General features: G+C 74.6%; 14 protein-coding genes. 9 read left to right on the forward strand and 5 right to left on the reverse strand.

Features of this window, described 5'->3' with window-relative positions; translation table 11 throughout:
- Positions 1 to 25 precede the first annotated feature (25 nt).
- Positions 26 to 934, forward strand: coding sequence for an ABC transporter ATP-binding protein (locus ACF08F_RS36380; RefSeq protein ID WP_392302827.1), 909 nt, complete (start codon positions 26 to 28; stop codon positions 932 to 934).
- Positions 931 to 1,773: an ABC transporter permease gene (locus ACF08F_RS36385; protein WP_392302828.1), complete on the forward strand. Its 843-nt coding sequence runs from the start codon at positions 931 to 933 to the stop codon at positions 1,771 to 1,773. The genes ACF08F_RS36380 and ACF08F_RS36385 overlap by 4 nt, the downstream gene beginning before the upstream one ends.
- A gap of 3 nt (positions 1,774 to 1,776) precedes the next feature.
- Here ACF08F_RS36385 and ACF08F_RS36390 read toward each other — a convergent pair whose 3' ends face one another.
- A complete protein-coding gene (locus tag ACF08F_RS36390) occupies positions 1,777 to 2,643 on the reverse strand; it encodes a YhjD/YihY/BrkB family envelope integrity protein (protein WP_392302829.1) in 867 nt (288 codons plus the stop codon).
- Between the two features lie 87 nt (positions 2,644 to 2,730).
- Positions 2,731 to 3,204, reverse strand: a complete 474-nt coding sequence (locus tag ACF08F_RS36395; RefSeq protein WP_392302830.1) for a winged helix-turn-helix transcriptional regulator — start codon at positions 3,202 to 3,204, stop codon at positions 2,731 to 2,733.
- A 97-nt stretch (positions 3,205 to 3,301) separates the two neighbouring features.
- On the opposite strand from ACF08F_RS36395, the gene ACF08F_RS36400 reads away from it, so the two are divergent.
- Positions 3,302 to 3,796 (forward strand): PaaI family thioesterase, encoded by a 495-nt coding sequence (locus ACF08F_RS36400; protein ID WP_392302831.1) that lies wholly within the window; start codon positions 3,302 to 3,304, stop codon positions 3,794 to 3,796.
- Between the two features lie 15 nt (positions 3,797 to 3,811).
- Here the strand turns inward: ACF08F_RS36400 and ACF08F_RS36405 are convergent, their stop codons facing one another.
- Both ACF08F_RS36405 and ACF08F_RS36410 read right to left on the reverse strand, forming a co-directional pair.
- Entirely contained in the window at positions 3,812 to 4,177 is a 366-nt protein-coding gene (locus ACF08F_RS36405; protein ID WP_392302832.1) for a luciferase family protein, read from the reverse strand.
- Between the two features lie 135 nt (positions 4,178 to 4,312).
- Positions 4,313 to 5,602 carry a PP2C family protein-serine/threonine phosphatase gene (locus ACF08F_RS36410; protein ID WP_392302833.1) on the reverse strand — a complete coding sequence of 430 codons (1,290 nt, stop codon included), beginning with the start codon at positions 5,600 to 5,602 and terminating at the stop codon, positions 4,313 to 4,315.
- A gap of 182 nt (positions 5,603 to 5,784) precedes the next feature.
- On the opposite strand from ACF08F_RS36410, the gene ACF08F_RS36415 reads away from it, so the two are divergent.
- The 3 genes from ACF08F_RS36415 to ACF08F_RS36425 all read left to right on the forward strand — a co-directional run bounded on the left by ACF08F_RS36415 (position 5,785) and on the right by ACF08F_RS36425 (position 8,759).
- Positions 5,785 to 6,654, forward strand: a complete 870-nt coding sequence (locus ACF08F_RS36415; protein WP_392302834.1) for an AAA family ATPase — start codon at positions 5,785 to 5,787, stop codon at positions 6,652 to 6,654.
- A 77-nt stretch (positions 6,655 to 6,731) separates the two neighbouring features.
- Positions 6,732 to 8,090, forward strand: coding sequence for a VWA domain-containing protein (locus ACF08F_RS36420; protein ID WP_392302843.1), 1,359 nt, complete (start codon positions 6,732 to 6,734; stop codon positions 8,088 to 8,090).
- Positions 8,091 to 8,174: 84 nt separating this feature from the next.
- Positions 8,175 to 8,759 carry a nucleosidase gene (locus tag ACF08F_RS36425; protein ID WP_392302835.1) on the forward strand — a complete coding sequence of 195 codons (585 nt, stop codon included), beginning with the start codon at positions 8,175 to 8,177 and terminating at the stop codon, positions 8,757 to 8,759.
- A 79-nt stretch (positions 8,760 to 8,838) separates the two neighbouring features.
- On the opposite strand, the gene ACF08F_RS36430 is transcribed toward ACF08F_RS36425, so the two are convergent.
- Positions 8,839 to 10,161, reverse strand: coding sequence for an alpha/beta hydrolase family protein (locus ACF08F_RS36430; RefSeq protein WP_392302836.1), 1,323 nt, complete (start codon positions 10,159 to 10,161; stop codon positions 8,839 to 8,841).
- Between the two features lie 256 nt (positions 10,162 to 10,417).
- On the opposite strand from ACF08F_RS36430, the gene ACF08F_RS36435 reads away from it, so the two are divergent.
- The 3 genes from ACF08F_RS36435 to ACF08F_RS36445 all read left to right on the forward strand — a co-directional run bounded on the left by ACF08F_RS36435 (position 10,418) and on the right by ACF08F_RS36445 (position 13,181).
- Positions 10,418 to 10,537 carry a putative leader peptide gene (locus ACF08F_RS36435; RefSeq protein ID WP_392302837.1) on the forward strand — a complete coding sequence of 40 codons (120 nt, stop codon included), beginning with the start codon at positions 10,418 to 10,420 and terminating at the stop codon, positions 10,535 to 10,537.
- A 122-nt stretch (positions 10,538 to 10,659) separates the two neighbouring features.
- Positions 10,660 to 11,817 carry an LLM class flavin-dependent oxidoreductase gene (locus ACF08F_RS36440; RefSeq protein WP_392302838.1) on the forward strand — a complete coding sequence of 386 codons (1,158 nt, stop codon included), beginning with the start codon at positions 10,660 to 10,662 and terminating at the stop codon, positions 11,815 to 11,817.
- Positions 11,814 to 13,181: an NtaA/DmoA family FMN-dependent monooxygenase gene (locus ACF08F_RS36445; RefSeq protein WP_392302839.1), complete on the forward strand. Its 1,368-nt coding sequence runs from the start codon at positions 11,814 to 11,816 to the stop codon at positions 13,179 to 13,181. The genes ACF08F_RS36440 and ACF08F_RS36445 overlap by 4 nt, the downstream gene beginning before the upstream one ends.
- Positions 13,182 to 13,272: the final 91 nt, after the last annotated feature.

Here is a 13,272-nt window from a genome sequence, read left to right on the forward strand (position 1 = left end):
GGGCCGGGACGGCACGGTGGTGCCCATGATCGAAGTCAGGCAACTCACCAAGCGCTACGGCTCCACGACGGCCGTCGACTCCCTCACCTTCACCGTCCGCCCAGGCCGGGTCACCGGGTTCCTCGGCCCCAACGGCTCGGGCAAGAGCACCACTTTGCGGATGACCGTGGGCCTGCACACGCCGACGAGCGGGTCGGTGACGGTCGACGGCCGCCCGTTCAGGGACCGGCCGCGCGGCCTCCGGCACGTCGGCGCGCTCCTCGACGCGGGGGACGCGCACGGCGGCCGGACCGCACGGGCGCATCTGCGGGTCCTGGCACGCGGCAACCGCATCCCTATCTCCCGGGTCGACGAGGTCCTGGAGGAGGTCGGGCTGGCGGGGGCGGCCGGGCGCCGGATCGGCGGGTACTCGCTGGGGATGCGTCAGCGGCTCGGCATCGCCGGCGCGCTGCTCGGCGATCCGCCGGTACTGCTGTTCGACGAGCCGTTGAACGGCCTCGATCCGGAGGGCGTGAAGTGGGTGCGGGGCCTGTTCCGGCGGCTCGCCTCGGAGGGCCGCACGGTCTTCGTGTCGAGTCATCTGATGACCGAGATGGAGCACACGGCGGACGACCTGGTGGTCATCGGCCGGGGCTCGCTGATCGCGGCCGAGAGCCTGGCGGAGTTCGCCGCGCGGGGCAGGCGCCTCGGCGTGGCGGTCGGCACCCCGGACCGGGCGGGGCTCAGGGCCGTGCTCCTCCGGGAAGGGGCGGAGGTCGAGGAGGAGCTCGATCTGCTGTCGGTGACCGGGCTCTCGGCCGCCCGCATCGGCGAACTGGCCCTGGAGCACCGTGTGCCGCTCGACCAGCTCACCACCCGTACGGCCTCCTTGGAGGAGGCCTTCATGGAACTGACCGCCGACAGCGTCGAGTACGCGGCAGGAGACGCCCGATGACGACCCTCGATGTCCGCGTGGCCCCCGTGACGGAGCCCCGTGCCCGCTTCCGTGACCTGCTGGCCTCGGAGTGGCTGAAGCTGTGGTCGCTGCGCTCGACGGGCTGGTCGCTGCTCCTGGGCGCCCTCGCCGTGATCGCCTTCAACCTCGGCACCGCCTGGGACCACTACCGCTACTGGCTCCAGTACGACGCGGCGAGCCGGGCCGAGTTCGTGGCGAAGGACATGGCGTTGTGGGACGCCTTCACCTACAACGCGGCGATGGTGCTGATCCTCGCCTCGGCCGCCACGGGCGCGGTCGCGGTCGTCGGCGAGTACGGCAGCGGGCTGATCCGCACCTCGTTCACGGCGGTGCCGGCGCGGGGCTCGCTCATGGCGGCGAAGGTGCTGGTCGTGACGGTGACGCAGAGCGCGTTCGGGGCCGTGGTCGCCGGCGCTTCGTTCTGGTCGACGCAGGCCATGCTGTCGGCCCGGGACATCGGGCTGCCGATCACCCACCCCGGGGCGGTGCGCATCGTCGTGGCCTCGGCCCTCCTCGCTCCGGTGTGCGCGGTGACGGGGATGGCGCTCGGCGCGCTCCTGCGCAGGAGCGCGGTCTCGATCGTCGGTGCGGTGGTCCTGCTCCTGCTGCTCCCCGCGGTGCTCTCGGACCGGCGCCACCTGACCGCGGTGCTCGCGCACGCGACGCCGCTGCACGCCTGGGAGCGGCTCGCGGACATGGGGCCCGCCACCGAGACGCCGTTCCCGTGGACGACCGGCGCCGCGTGGCTGGTGTACGCCCTGTGGGTGCTGGGCGCGGCGGCCGTGACGGTGGTGGCGGTCCGGCGCAGGGACCAGTAGGGGTCAGAGGGGTCCGAGGGGTCGGCGCAGGCGGCGGCGGACGAGGTGTTCGTGGACGAGGCGCCCGGTGAGGGCGCCTCCGTACACGACGAAGCCGACGCCGACGAGCCAGGACTGGAGGACGAGGACGGTGCCGAACTGGCCGTAGGTGACGGCGTTGGAGGCGATGAGCGGGGAGAAGACGAACTGGGAGAAGACCCGCAGTCCGAGGAGGCCGAGGGCGGTGAGGACGGCGCCGGGGGCGAGGGCGCGCCAGCGGATGCGGCCGCAGAGGAGGAAGCGCTGCGACCACCAGAAGAAGACGAAGGTGCCGAGGAGATCGCCGAGGGCGACGAGGGTGGTGACACCGGCCGGGGCGTCGTCCGGGGCGGGGAAGGCGACGAAGAGGAGCAGGGCCGCGACGAGGACGGCGAGCCAGACGACGTGCCGCCACATGGTGTGCCAGCGGGCGGTGGGGAGGTCCCAGGCCCGCTCGTAGCCGGTCTGGACGGCGGAGCCGAAGGTGACGCCGAAGGCGGCGAGGGCGGCGAGGCCGAAGGCGGTGGTGCGCTGGAGGGCCTGCCCGGGCTGGCCGAAGAGCCGTTCGACCTCCTCCTCCGAGACCTCGGAGACGCCGAGGCCCTGGACGAGCCAGCGGGCGAAGCCCTGGCCGCTGGCGAGGTCGGCCGCGGCGACGACGATGAGGAGCGGGACGAGGGTGAGCAGGCTGAGCGCCGCGAAGCCCATGGCGCGGTGCATGAGTTCCATGGCGCGGCCGCGGTTCCAGGCGAGGCCGACCGGTGAGGCGAGCACGCGGAGGTGGAGCCGGTGGAACCAGTGACCGTGCTCGGTGGGGGAACCGTCGTCCGGCGGACCGGGAGTGGAGGGCATGGTTCGTGGGGTACCCGTCCGGGGGCCGGGACACCACCGATGTGCGGCCGAACGGGTGCCGCCCCGTGCGAGGGCGGGCCGGGCGGGTCAGCGCGTGAGGGGGCGGGCTCCGGGACCCGGCCGGACGGTGACGTCCCGGGCGGCGAGGGTGGCCTGCTCCTCGCCCTCGCACTGCACGACCACGCGGACGGGCGCCCCGCAGTCGGTGTGCCGGATGTCGAGCACGGGACCCTCGGGATCGCCCGCGTACGCGTCGCCCCACTGCTTCAGGGCGAGGAGTACGGGCCAGAGGTCGACGCCCTTGGTGGTGAGCCGGTACTCGTACCGGGTGCGGGCGCCGGGCTCGCGGTAGGGCTCGGCACGCAGGACGCCGGCCGCGACGAGCTTGCGCAGGCGGTCGGCGAGAACGGCCTCGGAGAGGCCGAGGTGGCGCCGGAACTCGTCGTAGCGGCGGACCCCGTTGAAGGCGTCCCGCAGGATGAGCAGGCTCCACTTCTCGCCGACGAGGTCGAGGGTGCGGCGGACCGAGCAGTTCTCGGTGTCCGTCTCCAGCCACTTCATCGTCACACTGTAGCCACCTGGCTGCTTCGTTGACAGTCAGCCGACGAGCGGGCTAGCTTCGCCGTACAGAGTCAGCCGGGCGAGCGGGAGCGGAGTGGTGACGGTGCGGTCACGGACGGTCGAGTGGCAGGACGCCGGGGCCGGCGCCCGGGCCGCGCGGACGATGGCGGGGCTCGACTTCCTGCGCGAGATGGTGGCCGGAAGGCTGCCCGGACCCCCGATCGCCGCGCTGCTCGGCTTCGGCCTGGAGGAGGTCGAGGACGGCCGGGCCGTCTTCGCCTTCGAGCCGGGCGAGGAGCACTACAACCCGATCGGCAGCGTGCACGGCGGGGTGTACGCGACGCTGCTCGACTCGGCCGCCGGCTGCGCGGTGCACTCGACGCTCCCACAGGGCACCGCGTACACCTCGCTCGACCTGTCGACCCGTTTCCTCCGGCCGATCACGATGGACACCGGGAAGGTGCGGGCGATCGGGACGGTCCTGTCGCGGGGGCGCCGCACCGCGCTCGCGGAGGCGGGCCTGTACGACGCGGAGGACCGCCTCCTCGCGCACGCGACCAGCACCTGCATGCTCTTCCCCATGCCCGCGTAGCCCCGCGGGCCGGGTTCAGCGGGTGCCGGGGACCGGGCGGGTGCGGGTGCAGCCGTCCGGGGCGATGTCGGGGACACCGCTGGCCTGGAGCGCCGCGCTCACCAGCGTGGCCAGCAGGTCGATGTCCGAGCCCATGTCCAGACGGACCGTCACCCAGCCCGAGCCGGCGGACAGACGGACCGCGCTCGACCCCAGGAGGGCCGGGCGCAGCTTCGCGACCATGGCCCTGGTGAGGTGGACGTCTGCCTCGTGCTCTCCGTGGAAGTGCACGATCTCGTGTGTCGCGGTGCCCAGGCCGAGCTCGGCACCGCAATGGGTGCGGCCGGGGGTCAGCGAGGGCCAGCTCATCAGACGTTCACTGGCATGCCTTGCCGTGTTCATAACGAGGAGCGTGCCGGGCCGCGGGGCCGCGCACAAGCGTCCTGGCGAAAGAATCCCGCGCGCGCGTGAAACAAGCCAGGGACTTGGCGAAGTGACCGTGTGTCACGAGGCTCCTGGGCCGGGAGTGGCGCGGCGTCACGCCGGTGGCCGGGCGCGGACCCGTGCCGCCAGGACGGCCACGTCGTCCTCGGCCCGATGGGCGCCGAGGCGGCGGAGCACCTCGTCGACGACGACGTGCGGGCCCGGGTCGGGCGGGAGCCGGAGCGCGGCGAGGCGGGCCAGCGACACGTCGATGTCCTCGCCCCGGCGCTCGACCAGACCGTCGGTGAAGAGCAGCAGCGTCTCGGCGGGCGTGAGCGGGAGCGTCGTGGGCTCGTAGCCGCCGACACCCGTGCCGAGCGGCGGGCCCACCGGGAGGTCGACCAGCGCCGCCGAGCCGTCCGCGCCGAACACGGCGGGCGGCAGGTGGCCCGCGTTGGCGAAGGTCGCGGTGGAACGCGCCGGGTCGACGCGGACGAGCAGGCAGGTCGCGGGGCGGCGGGCGTCGTCCTCGGCGACCACGGAGTCGAGGTGGCGCAGGACCCGGTGCGGCGGCAGGTCCGTGGCGGCGACCTCACGGAGCACCGTCCGGTAGGCGTTCATGTCGACGGCCGCGTCCAGACCGTGCCCCATCACGTCGCCGACGACGAGGAGGGAACGGCCGAAGTGGAGGCGCACGGTCTCGAACCAGTCGCCGCCGACGAGGGTGCGGACCCCGGCGGGGAGGTACCCGCCCGCGATCTCCAGGTTGGGGTGCGGCCGGCCCGGCTCGGCGACCAGGGCGCGCTGGAGGTGGAGGGCGGTGTCCTCGGTGACGGCGAGGCGGCGCGCGTGGCCGAGGTGCCGGGCGGCGAGCCGTGCGGCGTGGTGGAGGGTGGCGGCCTCCTCGGCGGTGAAGGGGAGGCCGGCGACCCGGCTGGCAGTGACCGTGCCGAGGGACGTCTCACCGTCGGTGACGGCGAGGGGGGCGGTGAGGGTGCTCTCCGGCGCGTACGAGGGCGGGTACGGGGGCTGGTGCCCGTTCGGGTACGACTCGGGCTTCGGGTACGACTCGGGCTTCGGGTACGGCTCGGGCTCCGGTTGCGGTTCGGGCTTCCGCTCCGGTTGCGGTTCGGGCTTCCGCTCCGGTCGCGGTTCGGGCTTCCGCTCCCGTTCCGGATCCGGATCCGGTGCCGACTCCGGGGACAGGCGTGCCGTCGCGGCGCGGCGCGGCGGGAGGCCGTGGCCGGAGGCGAGGTCGACCGCCACCGACCCTCCCAGCCTGCGCACGAGGAAGGCGGCGAGTTCCCGGCACGTGCTCGTCTCGTCGAGCGTCGTCCCGATCTCGTCGATCGCCTGCTCCATCGCCCGCACCCTGGCCAGGAGCGCCTCGTCCCGTTCCGCCACGACACCTCCACCGCCGCGCGGCTCTCCGGGCGGTGTTGCCCGGTCCCCCCATTGCACCAGCGGGCCGTGACCCGCGCGCGGCACGGACCTCGCGCGGAACGGTTGTGCGGTGCTGCCGGATCTGATCGAGTACCCCTGAGGCTACTGGCCGGTAAGGATTTTTCGCTCCCGGGGGGACAGGCATGACGACCGGATTCTTCAGCTCCGTGGACGACGTCGCCGAGCGGCTCGCCACGACCGGCTACCTGGCGTCGCGGGCCGTCGCCACGACCGTCTTCCTCGCCGACCGGCTCGGCAAGCCGCTCCTGGTCGAGGGGCCCGCGGGGGTCGGCAAGACGGAGCTGGCCAAGGCCGTCACCGAGGTGACGGGCGCGCGGCTCGTACGGCTCCAGTGCTACGAGGGCGTCGACGAGTCCCGCGCCCTGTACGAGTGGAACCACGCCAAGCAGCTCCTGCGGATCACGGCCGGCCGCGGCGAGTCCTGGGACGAGACGCGGACGGACATCTTCTCCGAGGAGTTCCTGCTGGCCCGCCCGCTGCTCACCGCGATCCGGTCCGAGGAGCCGACCGTCCTCCTCGTCGACGAGACCGACAAGGCCGACATCGAGGTCGAGGGACTGCTCCTGGAGGTGCTCAGCGACTTCCAGGTGACCGTCCCCGAGCTCGGGACGATCGCGGCGACGCGCAGGCCCTTCGTCGTCCTCACCTCGAACGCGAGCCGCGAGCTCTCCGAGGCCCTCCGGCGGCGCTGCCTCTTCCTGCACATCGGGTTCCCCGAGGAGGAGCTGGAGCGCCGGATCGTCACCCGCAAGGTGCCCGGCCTCGACGCCTCGCTCGCCGCGTCCGTCGTCCGCGTCGTGGGGGCGCTGCGGGCCATGGACCTGCGCAAGGCCCCGTCCGTGTCCGAGACGATCGACTGGGCGCGCACCCTGCTGGCGCTCGGCGCGGACCGGCTGGACGAGGACGTCGTACGGGACAGCCTGGGGGTCCTCCTCAAGCACCAGGAGGACATCGTGCGGGCCGCGGCCAAGCTCGACCTGGACGCGGTGTGAGCGCGGCGGAGGCTGCCGGGACGGCATCGTCGAGCGGGGCGAGGGCTCCGGACGCCGCGACGGCTCCGGGCGGGCCGGTGGAGCGGCTCACCGGTCTGGTGGCGGCGCTGCGCGACCACGGCTTCGGGATCGGGACGGGCGAGACCGTGGACGCGGGGCACGCCCTCGAGGCGGTCGGGTTCACGGACCGCGAGCGGGTGCGGGAGGCGCTGGCGGCGACCCTGCTGCACGGGGAGCGGCAGCGGCCCGTCTTCGACCGGGTCTTCGACCTGTACTTCCCGCTCGGCGGCGACGGTGCGGACGGCGACGGCGGGGCGGCACCCGACGGCACGGCCGCCGGCCTCGCCGAGCTGCGGGAGCGGCTCGCGGCCGCGCTGGCCGCCGACGACGGGGCCGCCCTCGCCCAGCTGGCCGCCGAGGCGGTGGGCGGGTTCGGGGGCTACGGTTCCGGGCCGGAGACGGACGGCTGGTCCTCGTACCAGACGCTCTCCCGGCTGCGCCCCGAGACCCTGCTCGCGCGGGTCCGGGAGGCACGGCGGAGCGAGGAGGAGCCCGATTTCGCCGACCGGCTCCTCGACGACGAGATCCGGCGCCGGATCGAGGCCTTCCGCGAGCGGGTCCGGACGGAGGCGCGGCGGCGGGTCGCCGAGCGTCAGGGCCGCGACCGGGTGGCGCGGCGGGCGGTCGCGGGGACGGCGGACGGGGTGGACTTCCTGCTCGCCGGGCGGGCGCAGCTGGACGAGCTGCGGCGTACGGTACGGCCCCTGGCGCGGAAGCTGGCCACCCGGCTGGCGGCCCGCCGGCGCCGGGCGGCCCGTGGCGAGATCGACCTGCGACGGACGCTGCGCCGCTCCCTGTCGACCGGCGGCGTCCCGGTCCGCCCGGTGCTGCGGCGGCGCCGTCCCGGCCGGCCGGAGCTGGTGCTCCTCTGCGACGTGTCGGGGTCGGTGGCCGGATTCGCGCAGTTCACGATGCTGCTGGTGCAGGCCCTGCACGACCAGTTCAGCCGGGTGAGGGTCTTCGCCTTCGTCAACCGGGTCGACGAGGTCACCGGGCTGATCGCGCGGGGCGCGGCGGACCCGGCGGGGCTCGGCGACCGCATCCTCGCGGAGGCGGAGCTGACCGGCTGGCACGGGCAGAGCGACTACGGGACGGCGCTCGGGGAGTTCGCCGACCGGTACGCGGAGGCGGTCGGTCCGCGCACGGTGCTCTTCGTCCTCGGCGACGCGCGGACCAACCGCGCCGACCCCAACCTCGCGGCCCTCCGGCAGGTCGCGGACCGGGCGCGGCAGGTCCACTGGCTCAATCCCGAGCAGCCCTCCCTGTGGGGAACGGGCGACTCGGAGGCCCCGGCCTACGCCGGGATCGTCGACATGCGGCCCTGCCGCAACGCCCGGCAGCTCGGCGCGCTGATCGGCCGCCTGCTGCCGGTCTGACCCGCTGCCGCCCGGCGGCGCCCGGTAGGGGGGTCGTACGGGGGTCGGTTGTTCGGTGGGAGGCCTCCGATTAGCGTGACCTCCATGGAACTTTTGGGAGAGATAGTCGCAGGCCGCCCCCTGTACGTGGTCGCCGTGAAGGAGGAGGCGCAGTTCCTCGACACCGATCTGCCGGTGCTGCTCACCGGCATGGGGAAGGTGAACGCGGCGAGCGCCCTCGCGACCGTGCTCGGGCGGGGGCCGCGGCCCTCCGGGATCGTGAACCTCGGGACCGCCGGGGCGCTGCGCCCGGGCCTGATGGGGACGCACGTCGTCGGCACCGTGCTCCAGCACGACTTCGACGGCGCTCTCCTCGCCACGCTCACCGGTGAGACCTACGGCGAGCCGCTGACCCTGCCCGACGGCGGCGACGTGGTGCTGGCCACCGGGGACTCGTTCATCGCGGACGAGGCCTCCCGGGCTCGGCTCGCGGAGCAGGCGGCGCTCGTCGACATGGAGGGATACGCGCTGGCCACGGTCGCGCAGCTGGCCGGGGTGCCGCTGCGGATGGTCAAGCACGTCAGCGACGAGGCCGGCGACGGAGCGGCCCGCACCTGGCGCGAGTCGGTCGCGGAGTGCGCGCGTGCGCTGGCCGACTGGGCGGCGGCGAACACCCCGTACCGCGTCTGAGGCCGGAGACCCGGCCCGTGGGTGAGCCGCCGGGAAGGCCGGGAGGACGGCACCGGCGGCTCACCCCGATCCGCGGGGATCAGCGGTGCTGGAAGTGGACCTCCGGGTTGTCCGGGGTCGATCCGTCCAGGACGGGCCGCTCAAGGCCCCGCAGGTGCCGGTCGAAGAAGGCGGCGACGTACGTCCGGGTGACGGCGACGCCCCGGTCCGCGGGCAGCGTCGGGGCGGGCAGGCCGAACCGGTCCTGGATCACCGGGAAGTCGGAGAAGGTGTAGTGGTCGGCGCCGGCCACGGTGACCCAGCGCTTCCAGCCGTCGAGCGTGGGCCACATCCGGTCCCAGCTCCGGTCTCCCCCGCCGGGGAGGTGGGTGCCGTCGTGGGTGCCGAGCATCATGAACGGCCTCCCGCGCAGGCCCTCCGCCGGGAGGTCTTCCCAGAAGGCGCCGTCCATGTTGATCCCGGCGTCGATGCGCCGGTCGGCCACCATGGCGGTGGCCGCGCTCGCCCCGCCGATCGAGTGGCCCGCCATGCCGACGCGGCGCGCGTCGATGACACGGGCGTGGCGCCAGGCCGGGCGGGGCCCGGTGAGCCGGTCGAGGACGAAGCGCATGTCGGCGGCGCGGGTGGTGGTCACGACGCCCGGGTGGACGCCTCCCTCGTCGAGCGCCGTGCACGCGACGCAGGTCAGGGTGCGCCCGCCGGGGACGGAGATCCCGTACGACTCGTAGGCGTGGTCGACGGAGGCTACGACGTAGCCACGTGAGGCCAGGTCCTCGGCGAGGTGGCTGAGCGTCCAGCGGGAGCCGCCGAAGCCGGGCGAGAGCAGTACGAGCGGGTGACGGCCCGGGGCGGGCCGGGCGTCGGTCGCGCCGTGGGTGCGCATCCCGGCGAGCGCGTCGGCCGGGACGGCGGCGCCGACGCCCAGCGCCTCGATCAGGAGCCGCGCCTCCTCGCCGGTGGCGTACGGGGCAGGGCGCCCGGTGCCGGGGCGCGCGGCCGGGTAGTGGACGGTGACCATGAGTTCGCGCCCGTCGGCGGTGGGCACCCAGGGGTCGGTACGGGACCGGTCGACGAGCGTCAGGACCGTACGGCCGATGGCGTACTTCCCCGTGGGCGCCGGCAGCGCGGGCCGCGCGGCGCCCGGGGTGACGGATGAGGCGGAGGCGACGGCCGGGGCGAAGGCGGTGGCGTCTGTCGCGGCCGGGGCGAAGGCGGTGGCCGGGGCGAAGGCAGTGGCGACGGCCGGGGGCGAGGCGAGGGCAGTGGCCGGGGTCGGGACCGCGGCGAAGGCCGTGGCGTCGGCCGGGGCCGCGACGGCGGGTGCCGCCGTGGCGAGGGCCGCGGGTAAGGCGAGGGAACAGGTGAGAACGGCGGCCGCGGCCGCGCGGGTGAATCGGGTCATGGGTCGCACGCTAGAGGCGGCGGCCCGGACGGCGCGTCCTCCCACAGGCGCATGTCCGGTCAGACCGACGGCTGACCCGCCCGCACACGCCCTCCCCCGCGCCCGCCCCTCCCCCAACTCCCGCTCTCCTGCGGCGTGCTGACGCTCCCACCGGCCGGGACGCCCTTGACAGCGCGGAAGCCCGCCTGCCTATGGTGAGACGTTCCTTCCCGGACGGCCGGGACTCCACGGGGACCGGAGCCGAGGGGAGGCGTACGTGCACGCGTCGATCGCCGCGCCGCGCGGCCCCGTCCGCTCGGGGGCGCCGCTCGTCTGCCGGCGGCACGTCGACTTCTGCCGTACCTCCTCGGCCATCTGTCCTTCCCTCGACGCCTGAACCCGCCCCGCGTGGGTCCGCGCGTTCCGTGACGTCTCCTCGCCCGGCCGCACGCCGGCGCGCCTCCGCGCGCCCGTGTCCGTGCCCGCCGCGCGTTCCCGTCTTCCGGAAGGACTCCTCCCATGCCCCGCCCTGCCCTGCGCCTGGCCGTCGAACTCGACGGCGACGGCGCCCACCCGGCCGCGTGGCGCCGTGCCGCGCACACCCCCGGCGAGCTGCTGAGCCCCCGGCGGCTCGCCCGCGCCGCGGCCGCCGCCGAGAACGCCGGATTCACCCTCGTCACCCTGGACGACTCGATCCTGCCGCCCGCCTCCGCCGCAGGCCCGGCGGGCCGGATCGGCGCGGTCGAACGCGCCGCGTTCGTCGCCGCGTCGACGAGCGTCGTCGGCGTCGCCCCCGTGGTCGCCACCACCTACGCCGAGCCGTTCCACGTCTCCTCTCAGCTGTCCTCCCTCGACCACGTCTCGGTCGGCCGCGCCGGCTGGGTCGTGGACGCCGAGGAGGACCCGGAGGCCTCGCGCGCCTGGGGCCGTCCGCTCGTCGAGGGCGCCGAGGCCCTGGCCCGCGAGGCCCGCGACGGCGTGCGCGTCGTCCGCGATCTGTGGGACTCGTGGGAGGACGACGCGGTGATCCGGTCCGTGGCCACGAGCCGCTACCTGGACCGCGAGCGGCTCCACGCCATCGACTTCACCGGTGAGACGTACTCCGTGAAGGGCCCGTCCATCGTGCCGCGCCCCCCGCAGGGCCGCCCCGTGGTCCTCGCCCGCCCGGGCCTCGTCCCGGCCGAACTGACCGACGTGGCCCTGGTCGGCGGGACGACCGCGGCGGAGACCGGCGCGGCGGGCGCGGCGGCCAAGGCCGCCGGAGTGCCGCTGGCCTTCGCCGAGATCGAGGTGGCCCTCGACACCGCACGCGAGACGGCCCGGGAGCGGATCGCCGACCTGGAGAGGTACGCCCCCTGGGAGGAACGCCCCGACCGGCTCCGGTACACCGGTTCCGCCGAGGGCCTCGTGGCCCTCCTGGCCGAGCTCGCCGCGCACGTCGACGGTGTCCGGCTGTTCCCCCTGGTCCTCGACGAGGACCTGGCGGTGCTCTCCCGCCTCGTCCTCCCCGAGCTGTTCGTCCGCCGCCTCGCGGCGCGCCCGCTGCCGGGCACCACACTCCGTACCTCCCTGGGCCTCCCCCGGCCCCTCAGCCGGTTCGCGACCGACACCGACACCGTCGGCGCCACACCCGTCGCCACCACCGCCGCCGCTCTCGTCCGGGAGGAGAAGCGATGACCACCCGCACCGATCCCACCGACGTCCCCCGTCCGGACGCCCAGCTCCACTTCGGCGTGTTCTTCCAGGGCGTCAACCACTGGACGATCTGGTCGGACCCGTCCAGCGGTTCGCAGATCGACCCGTCCTCGTTCCTCCAGGTGGCGCGGACCGCCGAACGCGGGCTCTTCGACGCCTTCTTCCTCGGCGACGGGCAGCGGCTGCGCGAGTCGGAGGGCGGCATCCACGAGCTCGACGTCGCCGGCCGCCCCGACTCGATCACCCAGCTGTCGGCGCTCGCCGCGGAGACCGACCGCATCGGTCTGGTCTCGACCTCCAACACCACCTACAACGAGCCGGCCGACCTGGCCCGCCGCCTCTCGGGCCTCGACCTGCTCTCCGGCGGCCGGGCCGGCTGGAACATGGTGACCACGCACAACGCCTGGACCGGGGAGAACTTCCGGCGCGGCGGATTCCTCGACCACGCCGACCGGTACACGCGCGCCGAGGAGTTCCTGTCCGTCGCGCGGGCCGTGTGGAACGGCTGGTCGGAGGAGGCCGTGGCCGCGTCCACCGACGCGCGCACCTGGGCGGTGCCGGGGGCGGTGCGGCGCGTACGGTCCCAGGGGAGGCACTTCGACGTCGACCTCACGCCGACCCTGCCGCGCAGCGCCCAGGGCCACCCGGTGATCTTCCAGGCCGGGGACTCCGGCGAGGGCCGGGACTTCGGCGCCCGGAACGCGGATGTGATCTTCTCCGCGCACGGACTGGACTTCGACGACGCCCTGGCCTTCGCCGAGGACCTCCGCCGGCGGCTGCGGGCGGCCGGGCGGCCCGAGGACGCCCTGCGGATCCTGCCGGGTACGGAGATCATCATCGGGGCGACGGAGAAGGAGGCGGAGGAGAAGGCCCGTTGGGTCCGTCTCGAACAGGTCACTCCCGCCGTGGCGCTCGGCATCGCGGGCCGCCTGTGGAACATCGACCTGTCGGGACGGGACGCCGACGGCCCCCTGCCCGCCGAGGATCCCGTGGTCGTCGAGTACACCGGGAAGTTCGGGTCGAGCAGGTTCCGGGACACCCTGGCGACGGTCGCCGAATGGCGGGCGAAGGCGGAGGCCAACGGCTGGTCGCTGCGGGAGGCCGTGATCGAGCTCGGTCCGCAGCGCGGGCACGTGGGCACGCCGGCCGGACTCGCGGAGAAGTTCGCACGGTTCGTCCGGTACGGCGCGATCGACGGCTTCAACCTCTCTCCGTACCTGGTGCCGGAGGGGCTCGACGACATCGTGGACCTGCTCGTGCCCGAGCTCCAGGAGCGCGGGGTGTACCGGGCCGCGTACACGGGGACGACGCTCCGCGAGCACCTGGGACTCGCGCCGGTGGACTAGATGAATGAGTCCGATGTCTTCAGTGGTCATAGGCGATCAGTGAGCGTTTGACTGCGGCGCCGGTGGTCCAGTTGTGCCAGATGCCGGCGGC

Source organism: Streptomyces sp. NPDC015130, assembly GCF_043080005.1.
In the GTDB taxonomy this organism is placed as follows: domain Bacteria; phylum Actinomycetota; class Actinomycetes; order Streptomycetales; family Streptomycetaceae; genus Streptomyces.